Here is a 21,329-nt window from a genome sequence, read left to right as displayed (position 1 = left end):
AGTAAGAAGGATTGCCCGCGCTACCTCAAGGGTGTTGACATAAGCGCAGCAGGTGCGGCATCAGCACCCGGGTGTCCGGCACGAACGGCCAGTCCGGGTCGGCCAGGCGGGCGGCCAACTCTGCATCCGTCCACCACCAGCCGTCGACGATCTCTTCGGGCTGGTGGTCAATCGGTCCATCCCAGCGCACCTCGTACGCATACAGGTGACAACGCATGGGCTTTCCCTCCCACCTACCGTCCCATGCCACCGAGGCCAACGCAGTCAAGGGTGGACCACTGATACCGAGTTCCTCGGCCAATTCCCGGGTTGCCGCCTGCACCGGAGTCTCTCCCGGATCGACGACCCCGCCGGCCAAGCAGTCGTGCATGCCGGCGAACACCGCCTTGGTCGTGGTGCGGCGGTGCACATAGACACGAGCCCCGTCCATGGAACGGACCAGCACCCCGGCGCTGGCGTGCCACAGGCCTTCGGCATAAACCTGTGAACGAGGCGCAGCACCAACGACATTGCCTTCGGCGTCGTACACGGTGACGAGTTCGTCGGTCACGCTCTCACGCTAGCGGGCCGCCCGGTTGATCGCTTCCCGGCGGTTGGTCGCGCCGAGTTTGCGGTAGATGGCGCGCTGGTGGGTCTTGAGCGTGTTCACCGAGATCGACATCTTGGCGGCGATGTCGCTCATCGTCATCGGTGTTCGCAGGAAGGCGAGGATCTCCCGCTCCCGGGGGGTCAGGTCCGCCGCATGCGGATCGGAGCGCGTATGTTCGCCGGCCAGCAGGGCTTCCTCGACGAAGTCCGGGTATGACGTGCAAGACAGGTGCGCGGCAAGCAGTTCCTTGCAGGCCGAATCGGGGTTGTCGACGAATTGGTAGCGCACCCGCTCCGGGTGAGCGGCGGTCAACATCTCTTCCATTCGCTTGTGCGCCGCCTCGGCCCGACCGCGCTGCCAGCCCAACAATGCCAGCGTATGCAGCGCATATGCCGCGATATACCCGGGCACCTGCGGTTCCAACGCCTGGTTGGCCAGGCGATCAGCCAGGTCGAGGTCACCAAGACGACGGCACATCCCCGACAGGACTGCCGAAATCATCGGAACGTGTTGAGTACCTGCCACGCTCGCTGCCAGATCGAGGGCGAGCGTGTTGTCCCCGCGAGCCTCTGCCAACCGGGCCCGGCTCGCTGCCTTGTAGCGGACCCACGGCACGCCATGAGTATCGGCATCGGGCATTCGGGCGACTGCAGCCTCGGCGATGCCCAGCACATCCTGGTCGCGAAGCGTCGACGCGGCGAACGCCAGAAACATTCGAGCGGTGTCCGGGTACCCGACCCCGGCCGTCGCGGCTGCCGCGATGAAATGATCCTTCGCCGACCCGACCTCACCGCGCCAGAACTGAATCCATCCGGCGGTGAATCGGTCGATCCCGTCGCCGTCGTGCGACAGCCACAGATCCGGGGTGGCTTCGTCAGAACGCACGGCGATATTCAGTGCCCGCTCCGCATGGTCGAGTTCACCAGAGTGGGCGAGGGCAAAGGCCAGGTTCTGGCGGGCCCGGTAGGCCACCTCCGGTAAACCCAGCGCGGTGCATTCGTGCACGGCGGCTTCCAGTTCCGCCGCGCCCCGCGTCGGCGTCCGCCGCGTCCTGGAATCAGCCCAGCCGAGTACGAACAGTGCGCATGCGTAGACGTGCGGGGCGATCACGTCACGGTCTTTCAGCGCAGCTTCGACCCGGCCCGCGGCGTGATCCATCGCATCGCGGTCGTCAGATATCAGGAGTTTGGTGATGTCAGCGATGAATCCGACCCGACCCGGCGTTCGTGCGGACAACTCTGTGGCTGCGGCCCGGTCGAACAACAGTGCCGCCGTCACGTCATCTCCTGCCATGGCCCGGCAACTGGACCGGATCATGAGGGTTTCCGCATTCTCGCCGAATGCCTCGGTCAGCCTCTGGCACGCCAGATCGAGTGCGGCCGAACGTGACTGTAAGGTCAGCGTGAGCCAATGGTCGGCGACGATGTCGAAGCCGACACGATCATCGGCGCGGATCGCATGCTCGACCGCCTCCAGTGGGTACTGGGGTGCCAATTCGACGGCCGCCAATCGATTCAGCTGCGTCCACGCCTCAGGATGCTGCCGTCTCAACATCTTCTGGCAATGTTTGACAAAGATCGAATGCCATTGGAAGACAGCGTTTTCTCCCGATTCCATCCGCTCGATGAACAGGCCTGCGGCAACACAGTCGCGCAACAGCGCGCCACTGTCCGATCGATCCGCGAGGAGGCCGGCCAGGCGCTCGTCGACGCGGGGGCACACCGTGGCCCTGAGCGCGAAATCGGCCAGATCGGGCCGTATTCGGCCCAGCACCGCCGTGGCGATGTAATCGGTCAGGTCGGCGTCCACGCTGAATTCCGGCGCCGTCGCGCCGCTGACCAGCGTGAGCCGTACAGCGGCGGGCCAGCCCTTCGTGGCCTGCAGGATGCGGTCGACGTCCTCGTCCCGAAGCGAGGCATCGGTAAGGCCGACAAGGGCGTGGACGTCGTCACGGGTGAACGCCAGTTCAGCGGCACCGATCACCGTCACTTTGTCGTGCACTCGCAGGCGCGCCCACGCCGCACTCATCGGGTCGGTCGTGATCAGGACCAACTGCAGCCACGGCGGCCCGTTGTCGGCGAGCTCGACGAGATCCGCGTCGGGCAACACCGAACGAGCCAGTTGAAGATCGTCGATGACGACTGTCACGTCCCGGGACGGAGCGATGGCCCTGAGGGCATCGACCGCCTCGTCGTACGACGCCGCATCGAACACTGCAGCCAATGACTGGCCCAGCTCGGTATCACCGGCTTCTCGCGCCGTGTTCAGCAGTGCCGTCAACACACCGCGAAGCACATCGGTGCGATCGCTGACTCGATCGGTCAGCGTCAGCCACGCCACCGAGCCACGGTGCTCACGCTGCCGAGTCACTGCCCATTGGGCGACGGCGACGGTCTTGCCGAACCCCGACGGCGCGGCGACGAGCACCGCACGTCTCCTGCCCAAGTGCGCATCCAGGCGGTCGCCGATGGCCCGACGCGGCAACATCCCCGGGCTCGATGTCGGTGTGGTGGCAAGAAACCACGGCACCGGCCGCATCGACGATGTTCCAGAAGGCTGCACGGCATTTCCTATCAGTGACTGTCGCACAATGGGTGCTCCCCCTGTGCTCACAGCAGCGGTACACCATTGTGCACTCTTCGTAGGACGATGTTGGATCGAAACGGGAAGCTCAAGCACTTCCGTTCCGCCCCTCTGCCTTACGTCGCGATGGTCCACGACTTCACCGTCACCCAGCGCTATCTCGTCTTCTTCGTCTCACCGATCATCCCCGACGCGGTACCGGTCGCCCTCGGGCTGAAAACTCTAGGCGAGGCACTGCGCTATCGACCGGAACAGGGGAGCTCGGTGATCCTGGTGCCCCGCGACGGCGGGAAGATTCGCCAGATCGACACCGACGCCGCGCTCGTGTTCCACCTCAGCAACGCCTACGACGACGGCACTGATGTTGTGCTGGATGCCATCACCTACGCCAATGGCATTCTGCTGGAACGTATTTCCCGATTCCATACGAGTGCTCTGGACGACGCTCCGTCGGCCTTCACCAGATTCAGGATCACCGGTTCGGGGCGAGTGCTGCGAGAAGCATTGAGCGACAGCCCCTGCGAGTTCCCGCGCCACCACGGGGCTTACGAAGGCCTGCCGCACCGATATTCGTACTACAACACCCGCCGGCATCTGCGGTCGTTCTACGATTCGATCACAAAACTCGATCTGGCAGGCTGCACCGAAAGCACATATACGACCACAGCCGCCGGCAACAGCTTCTGCGAACCGGTGTTCACGCCCCGACCCGGCGCAACTGCCGAAGACGACGGATGGTTGCTGACCGTCGAGTACCAAGCCCGGCAGCGCACCTCGCGTCTGGTCATTCTGGACGCGCGTGACGTTGCCGCCGGTCCGATCGCGACAGCGCAGCTCACCCAACATCTGCCGCAAGGATTCCACGGCAGTTTTGCACCGCGTAACCACTGAGCCTGCCGGCTCGGACTGTCCCGGTCAGAACACTTCGACGGCCGGAGGCTTCCACGTCTCCTCGGTGATACCGGGCTCGCCCCAATAGGCGCGGATGTAGAGGGAGAATGGCCCGTCCGGGGCTGGTAGCCAGTTCGACTCATTTTCCGGGCCAGGCGATTTCGCGCCCGCGTACAAGGTCAGCGAACCGTCCGGGTTGCGCTTGAGGTTCTTGTTCTTGGTGCCCAGCGAGTAGCGCTTGAGATCGTTGGGATGGAACAGGTGCTTGTCGTTGTACAGCGTCAGCGACCAGAAGCCCTTGACCGGCGGCTCCTGCCCGGCCGGGAAGGTGACCTTGTAGTTCTTCTCACCGACCATGGGGGCGCCGGTGGCGTCGTTGTCGGTGTAGAAGTACTGAGTTTCGTTGGGCCGATTGTCGAACATGTTCGATCTCGCGGTGCCCGTTCGGTCGAAGTAATCGATACCGAACTGCGCGTTGTTGGTCGAACGGTTCCAGCCGTTCCCAGCCGGTCGTCCGTTGTGGGCCCATTGGAAGAACGGCCCGATGACGTCGCGTTCAGTGGCGACCGCGGTGTCGACGAGCACCTTTTTCAGGTCGGGATTCTCATTCGCTGAATCCAGCAGCGCCCGGAACTGCGCGTAGAGGGCTTCTTCGCCGGGCAGCGGGGCCACCTGGTCCAGAACGGTGCCGAACTCGTCGAAGAACTGTTCGGGCACAACCCATTTCGTTTCGCCACCGCCAGGCTCAGCCGGCGGCCCCGGAATGACGGGAGCCTTGGCCCAGTCGGCGGTCTTCATGTTCCCGTCGAATTCACCGAGCGGGTAGATGTTGATCTGGTTGATCACCGACTGGATCGCGGTGTGATCCTCAGGCGTGTCGTCCATGAAGACCCGCGGTATGGCGGCGGCCAATGATGTGGAGCTTCGGAGCACCGCCTCGACACCATCGGGCTTATCGCCCTCCCACTTGGGACCGGCCAGCAGATAGAACCCAGGCTTGGTGGCATATGGTTTGCCGAGCTCGCCGAACTGATCGGTTCGCGCGTCGTACAGCGCATAGACCCAGAACCGGTCCCCGAAATCGGGGACCTGAACCACCACTGGCTGATCATCGAGCGAGAAGTACGCCAGCCCGTACACCACGTCCTGATTGGGGCAGGTGACGAAGGTTTCGGCGGGGTCGATGTAGTTCGACAGCATGGCGAGCCGGCCCTGCGGGGCAGCCGGCAGCACACCGTTGAGCAGTCCGGGCTGCGGAGCCTGGGTGATCTTGGAGCGCCGGTTCAGCATGTTGACCATCGGCCAGCCCCAGACGTAGGCGAATTGCGCGATCGTCTGGGCGTAGCCGGGGAACATGCCCACACCGGAAGCGGGCTGGGTGAGCTTCTCGGCCTGCGCAGGCGCCTCAGGCGCTTTCGATGTGGATTGATCAGCCGGCGCTGCGTCCGTGTCCTTCGAGTCATCGCCGGTGGCGCAAGCGGCCATGGCGGTGGCGACGCCAGCCGTCGCGGCGGCCAGTCCTGCGGTACGAAACACGCCACGACGCGTCAGTTGCATATCCATGTTTTCAACAGTGCCTTTCAGGTTCTGTTCGAATCTTGCAGAGCAGCCACTTCGACCATAGCCGGGCGCTCCCTCGATAACCGGAATTCCCGACTACGCGCGCCATATCACCCTTTTTGGGCGACCCAACAAGAATGCTATCGGCCGAAAACCTGAATTGTCCGATCGGCAGATTTCGGCGATCTTCCAAATCCACACGGTAGTTTCGGAATACACCCGCACACCCGACGGAAGGCGTCGACCATGGTTTGGGAGCTAAACCGACGAACCGCGCTGCGTACGGCCGGCCTGACGGCAGCGACCGCCGGTGTAGGGGGGCCGCGATCGCGGCATGTGCGCGCGAGGAAGGACCGGAGAACGACATGACGAAGCCTGACCGCTTCAAGACCATTGCCGGTGTCAAGTTTGACGGCGGGTATCCCACCGAGGACGCCTCACAAGCGCTGACCGAAGAGCTGTTTTTCCAGCGCGCGGTACAGGCCTATCTGTGGGCCTTACCGGCGGTGAACATGTATGCCATGAAGAAGGGACTGGGTGACGTCGCCGGCACCGGCTACAACGTGATGTCGGTCTACGAGAAGCGACTCAAGCCGGACACCGTGATCACCACGCCCAACTCCGACGTCATCTACTGCATGGGCTTCGCGGACCTCAGCGAAACCGGGCCGTTGGTGCTGGAAGCACCGCCGAAGATCCAGGGGTTGATGGACGACTTCTGGCACCGCCCGCTGACCGGGCCGAAGATCGGCGACGTCCAGTATCTCGGCGACATCGGGATACCCGGCCCCGACAAGGGCAACGGCGGCAAGTACCTCGTGGTGCCGGCTGGGCAGAAAGTCGAAGAACTCGGCGTCGATCCCAACGCGTATTTCGTCTACGAGTGCTACACCAACGGGGTGTTTATTTTCCAGCGGGGCTTTTTCCAGTCAGTCGATGACTTGTCACCGGGTGTGAAGGCAGTCGAAGGTCTCGTGGTCCGGCCGCTCAAGGGCGACGCGAAACCAATGGAGTTCAAGCACGTCTCCGACATTCCGGCCAACGCCTTGTTCGCCCAGGACGCCGGCTACTTCGGCATGCTCAACGAGTTGATCCAGGGCGAACGCGTCGACTCGTTTGATCCATACATGCACGGCACGCTCGCAGCGCTCGGGATCTCCAAGGGCCGCGAATTCAAGCCCACTGAGCGTCAGCACGAGTTGCTCGAATCCGCCGCTCAAACCGCATGGAAGATGGCCAAGAACATCGCGGCGCATTTCGATCAGGAAGACAACGCCCTGTGGTGGGAGGACCGCCACTGGGTGGCGCACGCCAAGACCGAACTCGACGATTTCTGGCACACCCTGCTCGACGAACAGTTCCGCGATCGCAAGACGGGCTACACCGACGTGAACGCCAAGGCGCACATGTTCATCAACGCGTATTCGATCAGTACCGGCATGATGTCCTCGATCGTCGGATTCGGCGCCAAGTACGGAGCCGCCTACAAGGACAGCAAAGGCGAGTACCTGCGAGGCGAGAACACGTACACGATCGATCTACCGGCGCACCCGCCGGCCAATATCCTGTGGTCGGTCACGGTCTACGATGCCGACACAGCCTCCGGGGTGGACGTGCCAGGTCAGACTTACCCGTCGTTGAACTCGATGAACGACCTGGAGTTCAACGGCGACGGCTCGGTCACCTTCCACATCGGACCGAATCCTCCGGAGGGAGCGAAGAACTGGCTGAAAACCGTGCCGGGTAAGGGATGGTTCAGCCTGATCCGGTGGTATGGCCCGAAGGAAGAGTTCTTCGACCACAAGTACAAGCCCGGCGACTTCGTCAAGCAATGACCGACGTCGCCACTCAGGGCACTACGACGGCGCGCCCACGCACCTTTCCGTCTTTGAGGTCGTGGTAGGCCCCCAGAGCTTGGTCGAGTGAGTAGGTTGTCGTCTCGACGTGCACTTGCCCCCTGGCCGCGAGATCGAGCAACTCGACCAGCTCAGGGTGTGCGCCCCAGTATGTGGTCTGGATGCTGACCTCGTAGGGCTGGGTGAAGAACGACAGCGGGACGTTGCCGCCGGCGAGACCCACGATGGTGACATCTCCCAGCGTTCGTGCCGCAGCGCGGGCCAATTCCATTGTGGGAGTGGCCCCGACGAAGTCCAGCACGACATCCGCGCCGTGCCCGGAGGTGAGGTCTTTGATGGCGCCCACGGCTTGATCATCGGATTGAAGAACGTGATCTGCGCCCATCGAGGTGGCCAGCTCCAGCGCCTCCTTGCGGTTGTCGACTGCGATGACCCGCGCCCCGGTAGTCGCCTTCACCAGTTGCAGCCCCACATGGCCCAGGCCGCCGACACCGATCACCACCACTGTTGAGGTCGGCGTCATCTTCGGCCACGACCGGCGGATGGCGTGATACGGCGTCAAGCCCGCATCGGTGAGCGGCGCGGCGGTGGCCGGCTCCAAGCCTTCCGGCAGGCGAACCAGCAACCGTTCGAACGGGACGAGCAGGTATTCGGCCATTCCGCCGTCCAGACCGAGGCCTCCGCCACCGTTGACGACCGGGGCCGCGGCCTGATTCTCGCAATAGCTCTCCACGCCGACCCGGCATCGTTCGCACTTCCCACACCCCCACGGGCCGTAGACGGCGACGGCGTCGCCCTCGGCGACCGTGGTCACCTCTGCGCCAACGGCCTCGACCCAGCCGGCATTCTCGTGGCCGAGCGTGAACGGCATCGTCCACGGCATCATGCCCGCTTCGAAATCGTGCATGACGTGCAGATCCGAATGGCAGGCTCCGGCCCCGCCGACCTTGATGACCACCTGCCCCGGGCCGGGTGTCGGTTTCGGCACCTCGACCAGCTCGGGTTCACTCTTCCAGTCCATGATCCGCAATGCCTTCATTGCGCGCCCCGCTTCCCTGGTTGAATTTCACGGGTCTAGCTGTTCACGGTGACGAGCCGCGTCGCCGGTATGACGAAATCGAAACGGCCCCGGCCAAACTGGCGTCACGCCCCAGAAGCCATGTTGGCATGCCACAGCTCGTCCGACATGCGTTTGACCGTCAAAGTTCACACAAAATGCATTCATCACCGATGATGCGATGTTGCGCGGGCACTCAATGCAGCATCGTCACGAGGACGGCAGTCATGGTGTCTTCGAGATCGAGCAGCCCGTCCTGCGCGCCTGCATGCACCTGCCGGGCCACCAATTCGGTGAGGCCACCGACCAGCGCGATGTAATGCCCTGGAACACGATCTGTTCCGCCGCCGTACCGCTCGTCGATACTGCGCACCAGCGCGGCCAGTCTGTCCAGATAGTCGGTACGCATCGCGATGCCCTTCGGGCCCGCTGCACCCAGTTCCAGCACCCAGGCGCGGGTATGGTCCGGTTCCTGCACACATGTCTGCAGATACATGCGACTGACCGCGCGCGCCACCGCTTCCAGCGGTCCGCTGCCCGCATCCCGTACTGCCTGCTCGAGACGCTCGGTCAGCAAGGCACGCCCGGCATCGATCGCGGCCAGGAAGCAATCGAGCTTGCTGTCGAACTCGCGGTACATGACCGCACGCGACACTCGCGCCCGTTTGACGATGTCAGCAATGGTGGCCTGCTGAAAACCCTTGTCCGCCACTGCTGATACGACGGCGCGCAGCAACCGGGCACGTTGATGGGCAGTCACGTCCGACGGATCGAGACTGGTACGGCCACGAGGTAGCCCGGGCGCGGATTTCGGGACCGAACCCGACAGCGTGCTCACCCAGGGGACCCTACGCCGGTCGGTCGGTCTCCTTGTATTGCAAAAGTACGTATGCGTACTATTGATGGAACAGGTCAACGCCGACAACGATCTTGGGAGTACCGATGAGCACCATCAATGCAATGACCGGACCAGTGGAAACGCTCGACGACCTGCCGCGCCCCCGCCCGCATTCCCTCGGCAGCTGGATCTCCTTGTGGAGATCCCCCGAAGCGGCGCGTCAGCAGTTCAGCGAACTCGGTGAAAGGTTTGTCATGGATGTGCCGCTGCTGCCCAAGATGTTCTGGACCACGTCGCCGGACGACGTACGGGCAGTGTTCAAGGAGCAATCCCGAGCAATGTCTTTCGGCGCCGGATTGCGCCGTCTGGCGCCGCACGAACTCTTGTTCGGCGACCGCATCATGGAGTGGTGGGCCAGCGACGACCACACCGTGGTACGGCGAAAGATCGCGCCCGCGTTCATGGGCAAGGCACTACAGGGATACGAGCCGGTCATGGAGGACGTCGCACGCGATGTGCTCCGGGATCTCCCGACCGGTCGCCCCATCCAATTCCACAGCTACATGCGCACTCTGGCGCGCGAGGTGATCCTATCGGTCGTTTTCGGAGTCACCGATCCCGAACGCCGATCACGGCTCGTTCATCAGCTCGAGAAGCTCGACCAGTGCGTCGCGTCACGCGGGCTCGCCCTGCGCTATGCCGCATCGATGGCATCGGGAGGACGCTGGCTCCCGCATCCGGCCCTCCAACGCATCCTCGACAACCTCGACCAGGTGACCTACGAGGAGATCGCACACCGGCGTTCCGGACAGGCGGACGCAGACCGGCGCGACTGCCTGTCCATCTTCCTCAAGATTCAAGAATCCGACGACGAAGGCCTGCTGGACAACGAGATGATCGCAGGCTTTCAACGTCTCCTACTGGTCGCCGGCTACGACACGACCGCGGCGACACTGTCCTGGGTGGCAGAACGGCTCGTGCGCCACCCCGAAGTGTTGCGACGGCTCGAGGAGACGCAGACCGCGGGCGACGATTCTTACCTCGACGCCGTGATCACGGAGACGCTGCGATTGCGGCCCACCGTGCCATTCACCGTCCGGTCCGTGCAGCGCGACGTCGTCGTCAACGATGTCTTCCTGCCCCGGGGAACCATGGTGTTCCTTTACATCAACGGGATACATCGTCGGGCGGATCTCTACGAGAAGCCGGATCAGTTTCGGCCGGAACGCTTCCTGGGCACGACGCCGGATCCGTACCACTGGCTGCCGTTCGGCGGCGGGATCAATCGTTGCCTCGGTGGGCAGATGGCCCAGTTCGAAGCCCGCGTTCTGCTGCGAACACTGTTGCGGGAGATGGCCTTTGTGCCGTCCTCTGCACCTGACGAGGCCCAGCGATCGCAGACCGTTCTGCTCCTGCCGCACGACCGCGCGCAGGTCAGCCTGCGCAAGCGGCCCGAACCTGACATCACGGCATGAGCACCGAGACACTCACGGTCCGGGTCACGGTGGACCCAGAGGTCTGCCTCGGATCAACCACCTGTATAGCCTTGGCCCCCGGGCTCTTCCAGTTAAACGACACCGGAACCGCACAGCCATTTCAGGCCGTCGTCGAGCGATGCACCGCACTGGACGATGTGATATCTCGTTGTCCCACCGGCGCAATCAGTATGACCGGGAGGTGACCACTACCGGTTCCCCTCCACCGGACCTTTCAATACCGCAACACCGAAATAGTGACATGTCAGCAGTGCGAGCTCGACGTCGATGCGATCCTCGCCTATCGGACGGCCACGTCGGTCGATCGCTCGTTCGACACGGTAGCGAACTGAGTTGTGGTGCAAGTTGAGTCGCTCGGCCGCGGCCTTATAGCTGCCTCCCTCACCCAGGAATACCCGCAGGGTGTCGCGCAGGCGCGCGTCGCTGTCGGTGTTGCCGGCCAACGCGCCCAAAGCTTCCCACACCCACTCGCGGGTTTGACCCAGATCCTCTGCGAGCATCGCCGTCGCCACGAGACCGGGTTCATCGGCGGCGGTGAATCGCCGGCCCGAGTCACCCGCAACAGAGATCCGCTGGGCGATGCGCGCCAATCGATGCGATCGCCGGAATCCGCTCAGCCCCGCAAGGGGTTTACCGACCGACAACCGCGGCGGATCGACCCCGTCGGCGACGAATCGGCGCACCCGGGCGACCGCATCGTCGGCCTGCGCCGCGGGTAACGCCAGCCAGCCGTGCGCGCTGACCCGGTCTGCCGCGACAAACAAGGCTCCGTCCGGCAGGTCCATCGCTTCGGCGAGCTCGCGTACGAATCGCTCGAGTCGCAGCAACTCCCCACCGGATGTGTCATCACTGTCTGTCCACAGGATCAACGCGAGGTGCGTGCGCCGCAATGGATAGCGAATTGCTGTGCTCGCCGCATCGATGTCGAGCTGACCAAGCTGGCCCTCCGCCATCTCGAGCAACTCGCGCACCCGAACGGCGCGCACACTGTTGCGGTTCTCCACCCAGCGTTCACGCTCGGCCTCATAGGCGTCGATGACCTGCTGCGAAATCCAGTCGATGTAGCGGAACGTGACACCGCTGATGGTCTCGAAGGCGACCAGTGCACGTCCGGGCTCGAGTCCCGCACGGCGGATCTCCCTGAGTACGTGGTCCAGCATCTGCTGGTGCCCCAACCGGTAAGCCCGAACCAGTGCGGTAACCGGGACACCGTGCTGAGCGGTGCGGCGTGCGTATTCCAGAGCCGCGGTCGGCGGTTCGACCCGTTCGATGTCGATGGAGTAGCGCACCGCGTCCAGAACGGTTTCGACATTGCCGGCCACGCTGGCGCCCAACAGTTCGAGCAATTGGGGGTCGCCGCGCAACTCACCGATCTCGGTGGCCAGATGCTGCTGGATGGCGCCGATGATCTCGCCGCTGCGCTCGCCCAACCGGTCCACGATGTCGGCCACCGTGCCTGTAGGGGCTTCCGATCCACCCTGCCCAGCACTCATACCTGAACGGTAAACACCTGAATCGGCCACCGCGCACACTTTTGGATTCTCGATACAAGTCGATGGGCGATCTTCGTGACGTCACCACGGTGTGAGACGGGTCACCACTTCCTACCGTTGTGGCACACCACCAACGACCTCCCAGGAACCGAACGTGCACCTGCCCTCCCTGCCCGACCGCCGCGCCGCAGCGGCACCCGAGGCACCGTGCCTCGACGACGACCACGCGTCCCTGAGCAACGCCGAGTTCCTCGACGCCGTGCGCCGCGCCGCCTCGACACTGCGCAGCCACGGTGTCCGGTCGGGCGATGTGGTCGCAGTGATGCTGCCCAACACCGTCGATCTGGTGGTCACGCTGTTCGCCGCCTGGCGCGTCGGTGCGGCGGTGACTCCCCTGAATCCATCACTGTCGCCCGACGAGGCCGCCTATCAGGTGAGCGACGCCGCCGCCAAGGTTCTCCTCGTCGCCGAACCAGTCGATCTCGGCGCGACTGCCGTGGTCGTCACGACGGGAGATCTCACCTCGGAACCGGATGCACAGGATCCCGAACCAGTGTGCGATGCCTCTGCCCTGGCACTGCTGATCTACACCAGCGGCACCACCGGTCGCCCCAAGGGCGTGATGCTCGACCACTCGAATCTCGATGCGATGTGCCAGATGATCATCAACGCCTTCGACCTCACCGCCGCCGACCACAGCCTGCTGATTCTTCCGCTCTTTCACGTCAACGGCATTGTGGTGAGCACGCTTTCGCCCCTGCTGGCGGGCGGGCGCACCACCATCGCCGGCCGTTTCGACCCGAAGAGCTTCTTCGATCGGGTCAAAGGCAGCCGCGCGACGTACTTCTCGGCAGTGCCGACCATCTACACGATGCTGGCCAACCTGCCGGCCGAGCAGGAACCCGATACCTCCACACTGCGGTTCGCCGTGTGCGGGGCGGCACCGGCCAGCGCGGAACTGCTCGAGAAGTTCGAGAGCCGCTACGGCGTACCCATCATCGAGGGATATGGGCTGTCCGAGGGGTCATGCGCGAGCACCGGAAATCCGTTGCACGGCAAGCGCAAGCCCGGCACCGTCGGCCCGCCGCTACCGGGACAGACCATCCGAATCGCCGACACCGACGGCAACTCGGTGCCGCAGGGCGAGTTGGGCGAGGTGCTGATCGCAGGCCCCAATGTCATGCGGGGCTATCTGAACCGGCCTGAGGAGACCGCCAAGACGGTCGCCGGCGGCTGGCTGCACACGGGCGACATCGGCCGCCTCGACGAGGACGGCTACCTGGTCCTCGTCGACCGCGCGAAAGACATGATCATCCGCGGTGGCGAGAACATCTACCCCAAGGAGATCGAAACGGTCGCCTACCGGTTCCCCGGTATCGCCGAGGCAGCAGTTGTCGGCAGGCCCGACCCCCTGTACGGCGAGCAGCCCGTGATGTTCGTGACCACCACGCCGGGCAGCATCATCGAGGCCGATCAGGTGCGTGAACACCTCGCCGCGGCACTGTCGAAATACAAACGCCCCGTGGAGATCACCATTCTCGACGAGCTACCCAAGAACGCTGTCGGCAAGATCGACAAGCCGGCCCTGCGCAAGCGCACCGCCACCGTCACCCACCCGGTCTGACCGACTTATCCCACCGAAACAGGAGATTTGACAATGGGATTCACACAACCCGACCTACCCGCGGTCGACCCCCAGGAGTTCCTCGGCAAGCCGTTGATGGAACGGATGCGAATCTTGTCGGTCAACTGGGTCGAGCACGGCTTCGGCTCACCGACGATGGTGCACACCATCTACATCGCCAAACTCATCTTCTTCTACGCGCTCGGCGGCGTCATCGTCGCCACCGTCACCTCGGACCTGCCTGCCTTCTGGCATGTTTCACAGTGGTGGAACCAGCCGATCGTCTATCAGAAAGCCATACTGTGGACGGTACTGCTGGAGGCCATCGGTGTGGCCGGATCCTGGGGGCCACTGGCCGGCAAGGTGAAGCCGATGACCGGCGGTATCTTGTTCTGGGCTCGGCCGGGCACGATCCGGCTGCGCCCGTACAAGCGGGTTCCGTTCACCGCCGGCGACCGGCGCACCTGGTGCGACGTCGCGATCTATCTGGGGCTGTTGGCGACGTTGACCGTAGCGCTCGTGCTCCCCGGGATTCCCAGTGAGTCGCTGTCGAAGGTTTTGCCGGACAACACTTCCGGTCTGGTCAACCCGGCGCTGCTGATCGCTCCCATGGTGCTGCTGGTGGCGATCGGCCTGCGGGACAAGACCATATTCCTCGGCGCCCGCGGTGAGCAGTACCTGCCTGCGCTGTTCTTCTTCACCGTATTGCCGTTCGTCGACATGATCATCGCGCTGAAGCTGCTGATCGTGGTGGTCTGGGTCGGCGCCGGGATCTCGAAGTTCGGCAAACATTTCTCCAACGTCATCCCGCCGATGGTGAGCAACAGTCCGTTGATCCCGTCCAAATGGGTCAAACGCGCGCATTACCGCGACTTTCCGCACGACTTGCGCCCGTCCCGGGTCGCCGACGTGATGGCCCACGTGCTGGGCACCACGGTGGAGATTCTCGCGCCCCTGACCCTGCTCTTCTCCACGAACAAGGCGCTCACGCTGGCAGCCGTCGTCCTCATGGTGTGCTTCCACCTGTTCATCGTGTCGACCTTCCCGCTGGCCGTGCCGCTGGAGTGGAATGTCCTGTTCGCCTACGCCTCGGTGTTCCTGTTCGCCGGATTCCCCGCGTGGGACGGCTATGCAGTGACCGACATGTCCTCGCCGTGGTTGACCGCAGCCATCGTTGCGGCGCTGGCGTTCTTCCCCATTCTGGGTAACTTCCGGCCGGACAAGGTCTCCTTCCTGCCGTCCATGCGTCAGTACGCGGGCAACTGGGCCAGCGCCACCTGGACTTTCACTCCGGGCGCCGAGGCCAAACTGAACCGGGTCACGCGGTCGGCACGCAACACGGTGGACCAGTTCGTCGCGTTCGGCTACGAGCCCGAGTGGGCCGAGGTCACGATGAACCAGCCGATCGCCTGGCGCACGATGCACAGTCAGGGCCGGGGCCTGTTCTCGGTGCTGCTGAACTCGTTGCCGGACATCGACTCCCGAACCGTGCGCGAAGCGGAGTTCACCTGCAATTCCCTGATCGGGTTCAACTTCGGCGACGGGCACCTGCACGACGAGAACATGATCAAGGCAGTCCAGCGCGAAGCTCAGTTCGAGCCCGGCGAGCTGATCGTGGCCTGGGTGGAATCTCAAGCCTGGGGCAGCAAGGTGCAGCACTACAAGCTGATCGATGCGGCCCTCGGCGTGATCGAACGCGGCACCTGGAACGTCGCTGACGCGGTGGCCGAACAGCCCTGGCTGCCCAACGGTCCGATCCCGACGCAGGTCACCTGGTCGCGCAATGATCGGCACGGGGCACTGGCGTGAGCACCGCGACAGTGGTCGGCAGCGGGCCCAACGGGCTCGCCGCGGCCCTCACCCTGGCCCGCGCGGGCATTACGGTCACGGTGCTCGAAGCCGCCGACCAGATCGGTGGGGGCACCCGCAGCAGCGAAGCCCTGTTGCCAGGCCTGCTGCACGACCACTGTTCGGCGATCCACCCGATGGCCGTCGGCTCACCGCTGCTGGCCGACCTCGGCATCCAGTGGCGGTGGCCGGAACTCGACTGCGTGCATCCGCTCGACGACGGCACGGCCGGCGTGCTGCACCGCTCGGTCGAGGACACTGCCGCCGGACTCGGCATCGACGGCTCGCGGTGGCGGACCCTGTTCAGCGGTCCCGCAGCCGATTTCGACGCACTCTCGCAGGACATCATGGGCCCGCTGCTGCGAATGCCGCGGCACCCACTGGCCCTGGCCCGGTTCGGCGCTCCGACGGTGTTGCCCGCGACCGCCCTGGCGCGGGTGTTCCGCTCCGAGGCAGCCAAGGCACTGTTCGGCGGAGTCGCCGCCCATGCGTTCCGGCCCCTGCACCTGCCGATGACCTCCGCGATCGGACTGGGCATCCTGACCGCGGGCCACCGGCACGGCTGGGCGGTCGCCGCCGGCGGCTCCGGTGCGATCGCGACCGCGATGGCTGCCGAGCTGACCCGACTCGGCGGCAGCATCGAGACCGGTGTTCGGGTCAGCGCGGCAAACCAGTTACCACCCTCGGAGATCACAATGTTCGACCTCGCGCCCGAGGCCGTCGCACAGATTCTCGGAGACCGCCTACCGCGGCGGGTATCCCGTGCGTACCGCAATTTCCGGCGCGGACCGGGTGCCTTCAAAGTCGATTTCGCCGTCCAGGGCGGAGTCCCGTGGCGCAATCCGGATGCGCACCGAGCCGGCACCGTACACCTGGGGGGATCCTTCGAAGAGGTCGTCTCCACCGAACGCGCCATCCACGCCGGCCGGCTGCCGGATCGGCCTTTCGTCCTGGTCGGCCAGCAATATCTGGCCGACCCGCAACGCTCCGTCGGCGACGTGCACCCGGTATGGAGCTATGCGCACGTGCCCAACGGTTACACCGGAAACGCCACCGAGGCGATCATCGCGCAAATAGAGCGGTTCGCTCCGGGGTTCCGCGATCGGATCCTCGACCACACGACGCGATCCACGGTGGCGATGGCCGACTACAACGCCAACTACGCCGGCGGCGACATCATGACCGGCGCCAAAGACATCCGGCAGTTGACCTTCGGGCCACGAATCACCTTGTCACCGTATTCAACCGGCCTTCCCGGCCACTACATCTGTTCTGCCGCAACGCCTCCGGGCCCCGGAGCCCACGGCATGTGCGGGTACCACGCGGCGCGATCCGCACAGACCAAACTGACCCACCACCAGGAGGTATCTCGATGAATGACCTGACGAATCGGCGCGCGATCGTCTCCGGTGCCGCACGCGGCATCGGCCTCGCGATCGCCCAGCGCCTGGTGGCCGGCGGTGCGCGGGTGGCCATCGCCGACATCGACGGCGACGGAGCCCGGTCCGCAGCCGCCGAGCTGGGCGACGGCTGTATCGGCATTGCCTGCGACGTCCGCTCGACCGCGGCCGTCGCAGCTGCCGTCGATGCCTTCGGTGGGCTCGATCTGCTGGTCAACAACGCCGGCATCGAGATCGCCAAACCGGTACTCGACATCACCGACGAGGAGTTCACCCGGATCCTCGACATCAACGTCGTCGGCACCTTCCGGTTCACCAGGGCCGCCGTGCCCGCTCTGGGCCAGGCCGGTGGCGCGGCGATCGTCAACATGGCCTCGGTGGCCGGCACCGCAGGCGGCCCGCTGCTGTCGGCCTATTGTGCGTCCAAGGGTGCGGTGGTCCGGTTCACCGAATCGGCCGCCGTCGAACTGCGCACCGCCGGTATTCGCGTCAACGCGGTCTGCCCGGGCATCGTGGCCACCGAGATGGCCGACCGACTGGCCGCCCCGATCGAGGCCATCTCACCGATCCCGTTCGACGATCTCATCGCCCTCAAACAGGGCCGTTTCGGCGCACCGGTCGACGTCGCCGAGATGGTGGCCTTCCTCGCCTCCTCGGACGCCGAGTTCATCACCGGCGGCCACTACCTGGTCGACGGCGGCCTGACCGCAAACCTATTCTGAAAGGAGCACATTCATGACACAGCACACCCATACCCTCGACCGTGCCCAGGCGACCGACCAATCCTTGGCGGGCAAGGTCGCGATCGTCACCGGCGCCGCCCGCGGCATCGGCCTCGAGATCGCGCGAACGTATGCCACCCACGGCGCCAAAGTGATGGTCTCCGACATCGACCGTGCGGCCGCCACCGAAGCAGCCGGACAGTTGCCGGACGCTACGGCGCACGCGTGTGATGTCCGCAGCGAGGACAGCGTGTCCCAGCTGATCGACCACACCCTCGAACTCCACGGGCAGGTCGACATTGTGGTGGCCAACGCCGGGATCGCCACGGTGTCACCATTGACCGAAATGTCGTTCGAAAAGTGGCGGACCATGATGTCGGTCAATCTCGACGGCGTGTTCCTCACCGTCAAGCATGCCGCGCGGGCGATGCTGGCCGGCGGCGCGCCGGGTTCGATCATCACCATGGGTTCGGTCACCGCCCTGTGTGGCACACCGCTGGTCGGGCACTACGGTGCGGCAAAGGCAGCGGTGGTCAACTTGACCAAAACCGCTGCGCTGGAACTGCGACCGCATGGCATCCGGGTGAACTCCATCCTTCCGGGCTTCGCTGAGACCGCTCTGGTCAGCGGGAACAAGCAGGCTTACACCGAGACGCTCGGGGTGGACTTCGATGCCGTGATCGCCCAGGCGCAGGGCGGCTATGTCGACGTGAAAGATGTTGCCGCAGTGGCTCTGTTCCTTGCCGGTGACCGGTCGTCGTTCTGCACCGGGTCCGGGTACGTCGTCGACGGCGGTTTGACCGCGAGCCTCATCTGAGAATCATCCGTGACAGGCCGGCCCAGCGTGTACATTGGCCACAGATAGCGCTCGTCGCCCGGAATCACTACGGGGCCCGCCATTATGGGCAATTGTCTACCAGCACAGCATTTTTGGTGCTCAATCCTGGCGAATCGGCAACCGTCGTGACACCATCGTGATCATGGCTGATGACCGCAGTTCCGAATTCCCGCTGCATCTCGATCGCTATCACCTGCCGGAGCCGGAGTGGACATTCCCCAACGCCACGATCAACCTCTACGCGCAGGACTCGACTCCGGATTTCCCGCCGGTGCGTCAGGCCCCGGCAGGCGCACCCAATATCCTTCTCGTCCTGCTCGACGATGTCGGCTTCGGCTGGCCGAGCGTCAACGGCGGTTTGGTCCGGATGCCGACAGCCGAGCGCCTGCACAAGCGCGGCTTGTTCTACAACCAGTTCCACACCACCGCACTGTGTTCACCCACCCGTGCCGCGCTGTTGACCGGACGCAACCACCACTCGGTGGCCACCGGCGTCATCCAGGAGATGGCCACCGGCTATCCGGGCTACTGCGGCATCATCCCCAAAAGCTGCGCGACCATGGGCGAGCTGCTCAAACAAGCCGGCTACACCTGCGCCTGGTGGGGCAAGAACCACAATGTCCCCGACAACCAGACCAGCCCGGCCGGACCGTTCGACAATTGGCCCACCAACCAGGGTTTCGATTATTTCTACGGTTTCATCTCCGGCGAGACGGATCAGTTCTATCCGTCGCTGATCCGCAACACCACCCCGGTGGAGCCACCCGCGCGGCCCCAGGACGGATATCAACTGCAGCGCGACCTCGCTGACGACGCGATCGCCTGGATCCAGGCTCAGAAGACCATCGCCCCAGACCGGCCGTTCTTCGGATACTTCTCGACGGGTGCGGCGCACGCGCCGCACCAGCCTCCGTTGGACTGGCGCGGACGCAACAAGGGCCGCTTCGACATGGGCTGGGACGAATACCGCAAGACCGTCCATCAAAACCAGCTCGACATGGGGATCAGTCCGGCCGGCACCCAGCTGACCGAGCGCCCAGACCAGATCCCCTCATGGGACAGCCAGCCCGCCGAACATCGGGCTTTGTTCGCCCGCCAGGCCGAGAACTTCGCCGACTTCCTGGAACACACCGATTACGAGGTCGGCCGCGTCGTCGATGCGATCGAGAAGATCGGCGAGCTCGACAACACCATCGTCATCTACATCCTCGGCGACAACGGCTCATCGGGCGAGGGCTCGTTGATCGGCACACCGAACGAGCTGATGAGCCTCAACGGTCAGCAGCCGTCGATCGAGGAATCGCTACGTTTCATCGACAACTGGGGACTGCCCGGGACGTCCCCGCACTACGCCGTGGGTTGGGCGCACGCCGGTGACACCCCGTTCCAGTGGACCAAACAGGTGGCCTCGCACTTCGGCGGCACCCGCAACAGCATGATCGTGTCCTGGCCGGACAAGATCTCCGAGCACGGAGCGGTGCGCTCCCAGTTCCATCACGTGATCGATGTGCTGCCCACCCTTTTGGAGGTGGTCGGAGTCCGCGAACCGGTCGAGGTCAACGGCTACATCCAGCGTCCCATCGAAGGCGTCAGCTTCGCGTACTCATTCGCCGACGGCGCAGCCAAGAGCACCCGAGACAAGCAGTACTTCGAGATGATGGGCAACCGGGCCATGTATCACGACGGCTGGATCGCCTGTGTGCGGCACGGCCGGCTGCCGTGGGAGACCGCGGGCACCTTCTCCTACGACGACGACAAGTGGGAGTTGTACAACATCGCCGAGGATTTCAGCGAATCGGTGGACCTGGCCGAGCAGGAACCGGCCAAACTCAAAGAGTTGCAGGACATGTTCCTGGCCGAGGCGGCCAAGTACAACGTGCTGCCCATCGACGACCGGTTCGCCGAACGCCTCGACGTCACCCTGCGGCCGAGCTTCTTCACCGGCCGCAAGGAGGTCACCTTCCACCCGGGCATGATCCGGCTGCCCGAAGGGTCGGCGCCGAAGATGGTCGGAGTCCCGCACCGGATCACGGTGCCCGTCGAGATTCCCGAGGGTGGGGCCGAGGGCGTCCTGGCTGCCCTCGGCGGTGATGCCGCAGGATTCGCATTGTTCTTGTGGGAAGGCAAAGTTCGCTACCACTACAACTATTTCGGCCTCCAACGCTATGACGCGGCGGCCGAGGAACCGCTGGTCCCCGGTAAACACGTCATCACAGTCGACTTCACCCCGGACGGCCCCCAACCGGGGTCACCTGCATCGGTAACGGTGTCCGTCGACGGCAACCAGGCCGCGCAGACCCGCGTAGAGCGACAGGTGCCGCAGCGCTGCGGCACCGAATGCTTCGACGTCGGCATGGACAACGTCTCACCGGTCTGTGACGACTATGCCGACAAGGCGCCGTTCCCGTTCACCGGAAGGTTCGAGTCGGTGACGTTCACGTTCGGCGACCACGACGAACCCTCGGGTATGGACCGCCTCGAAATGGCCACCAAATTGGACTGAGCAGACGCAAATGTCCCCCAAACCCGAAGGT

The 21,329-nt window shown here is 64.5% G+C and carries 16 protein-coding genes; 10 read left to right on the top strand and 6 right to left on the bottom strand.

All coding sequences use genetic code 11. From position 1 onward, the window contains the following. Positions 1–25 precede the first annotated feature (25 nt). Both E0T84_RS05215 and E0T84_RS05210 read right to left on the bottom strand, forming a co-directional pair. Positions 26–550: an NUDIX domain-containing protein gene (locus E0T84_RS05215; protein ID WP_070186324.1), complete on the bottom strand. Its 525-nt coding sequence runs from the start codon at positions 548–550 to the stop codon at positions 26–28. Between the two features lie 9 nt (positions 551–559). Then, entirely contained in the window at positions 560–3,151 is a 2,592-nt protein-coding gene (locus E0T84_RS05210; RefSeq protein ID WP_131823122.1) for a LuxR C-terminal-related transcriptional regulator, read from the bottom strand. Positions 3,152–3,238: 87 nt separating this feature from the next. Between E0T84_RS05210 and E0T84_RS05205 the strand changes: the two genes are divergently transcribed. Then, positions 3,239–4,063, top strand: a complete 825-nt coding sequence (locus tag E0T84_RS05205; protein ID WP_083284143.1) for a carotenoid oxygenase family protein — start codon at positions 3,239–3,241, stop codon at positions 4,061–4,063. A 24-nt stretch (positions 4,064–4,087) separates the two neighbouring features. Here E0T84_RS05205 and E0T84_RS05200 read toward each other — a convergent pair whose 3' ends face one another. Further along, a complete protein-coding gene (locus E0T84_RS05200) occupies positions 4,088–5,626 on the bottom strand; it encodes a DUF1254 domain-containing protein (RefSeq protein ID WP_234998280.1) in 1,539 nt (512 codons plus the stop codon). A 362-nt stretch (positions 5,627–5,988) separates the two neighbouring features. Between E0T84_RS05200 and E0T84_RS05195 the strand changes: the two genes are divergently transcribed. Beyond that, on the top strand, positions 5,989–7,458 hold the full coding sequence (locus tag E0T84_RS05195) for a DUF1254 domain-containing protein (protein WP_138743970.1): 1,470 nt from the start codon (positions 5,989–5,991) through the stop codon (positions 7,456–7,458). Between the two features lie 13 nt (positions 7,459–7,471). Here the strand turns inward: E0T84_RS05195 and E0T84_RS05190 are convergent, their stop codons facing one another. Both E0T84_RS05190 and E0T84_RS05185 read right to left on the bottom strand, forming a co-directional pair. Further along, positions 7,472–8,518, bottom strand: coding sequence for an NAD(P)-dependent alcohol dehydrogenase (locus E0T84_RS05190; protein WP_070186326.1), 1,047 nt, complete (start codon positions 8,516–8,518; stop codon positions 7,472–7,474). 214 nt (positions 8,519–8,732) lie between these two features. After that, on the bottom strand, positions 8,733–9,374 hold the full coding sequence (locus tag E0T84_RS05185; protein WP_070186327.1) for a TetR/AcrR family transcriptional regulator: 642 nt from the start codon (positions 9,372–9,374) through the stop codon (positions 8,733–8,735). 122 nt (positions 9,375–9,496) lie between these two features. Between E0T84_RS05185 and E0T84_RS05180 the strand changes: the two genes are divergently transcribed. Further along, positions 9,497–10,849, top strand: a complete 1,353-nt coding sequence (locus tag E0T84_RS05180; RefSeq protein WP_159437524.1) for a cytochrome P450 — start codon at positions 9,497–9,499, stop codon at positions 10,847–10,849. Further along, the gene (locus tag E0T84_RS32665) at positions 10,846–11,055 is read left to right on the top strand and encodes a ferredoxin (RefSeq protein ID WP_083284150.1); all 210 of its coding nucleotides are present in this window, start codon (positions 10,846–10,848) and stop codon (positions 11,053–11,055) included. Before E0T84_RS05180 ends, E0T84_RS32665 begins: the two co-directional genes overlap by 4 nt. A 3-nt stretch (positions 11,056–11,058) precedes the next feature. On the opposite strand, the gene E0T84_RS05170 is transcribed toward E0T84_RS32665, so the two are convergent. Next, positions 11,059–12,363, bottom strand: a complete 1,305-nt coding sequence (locus E0T84_RS05170) for a CdaR family transcriptional regulator (RefSeq protein ID WP_070186329.1) — start codon at positions 12,361–12,363, stop codon at positions 11,059–11,061. Positions 12,364–12,517: 154 nt separating this feature from the next. Between E0T84_RS05170 and E0T84_RS05165 the strand changes: the two genes are divergently transcribed. The 6 genes from E0T84_RS05165 (at position 12,518) to E0T84_RS05140 (ending at position 21,298) form a co-directional block, all read left to right on the top strand. Beyond that, complete coding sequence (locus tag E0T84_RS05165; RefSeq protein WP_138743969.1) at positions 12,518–13,987, top strand: class I adenylate-forming enzyme family protein; 1,470 nt, start codon at positions 12,518–12,520, stop codon at positions 13,985–13,987. A 33-nt stretch (positions 13,988–14,020) separates the two neighbouring features. Then, positions 14,021–15,796 carry a DUF3556 domain-containing protein gene (locus E0T84_RS05160; protein WP_070186331.1) on the top strand — a complete coding sequence of 592 codons (1,776 nt, stop codon included), beginning with the start codon at positions 14,021–14,023 and terminating at the stop codon, positions 15,794–15,796. Continuing rightward, positions 15,793–17,211 carry an NAD(P)/FAD-dependent oxidoreductase gene (locus E0T84_RS05155; RefSeq protein WP_138743968.1) on the top strand — a complete coding sequence of 473 codons (1,419 nt, stop codon included), beginning with the start codon at positions 15,793–15,795 and terminating at the stop codon, positions 17,209–17,211. Before E0T84_RS05160 ends, E0T84_RS05155 begins: the two co-directional genes overlap by 4 nt. After that, positions 17,208–17,957, top strand: a complete 750-nt coding sequence (locus tag E0T84_RS05150; protein WP_138743967.1) for an SDR family NAD(P)-dependent oxidoreductase — start codon at positions 17,208–17,210, stop codon at positions 17,955–17,957. The genes E0T84_RS05155 and E0T84_RS05150 overlap by 4 nt, the downstream gene beginning before the upstream one ends. 13 nt (positions 17,958–17,970) lie before the next feature. Then, the gene (locus tag E0T84_RS05145) at positions 17,971–18,774 is read left to right on the top strand and encodes an SDR family NAD(P)-dependent oxidoreductase (protein ID WP_070186334.1); all 804 of its coding nucleotides are present in this window, start codon (positions 17,971–17,973) and stop codon (positions 18,772–18,774) included. A 163-nt stretch (positions 18,775–18,937) separates the two neighbouring features. Beyond that, on the top strand, positions 18,938–21,298 hold the full coding sequence (locus tag E0T84_RS05140; RefSeq protein WP_070186361.1) for an arylsulfatase: 2,361 nt from the start codon (positions 18,938–18,940) through the stop codon (positions 21,296–21,298). The last annotated feature ends 31 nt before the right edge of the window (positions 21,299–21,329 follow it).

The organism is Mycobacterium sp. DBP42 (genome assembly GCF_005924235.1).
Taxonomy (GTDB): domain Bacteria; phylum Actinomycetota; class Actinomycetes; order Mycobacteriales; family Mycobacteriaceae; genus Mycobacterium; species Mycobacterium syngnathidarum.
The sequence above is the reverse complement of the archived record's forward strand: the minus strand, read 5'-3'. Positions and strand labels throughout refer to the sequence as shown.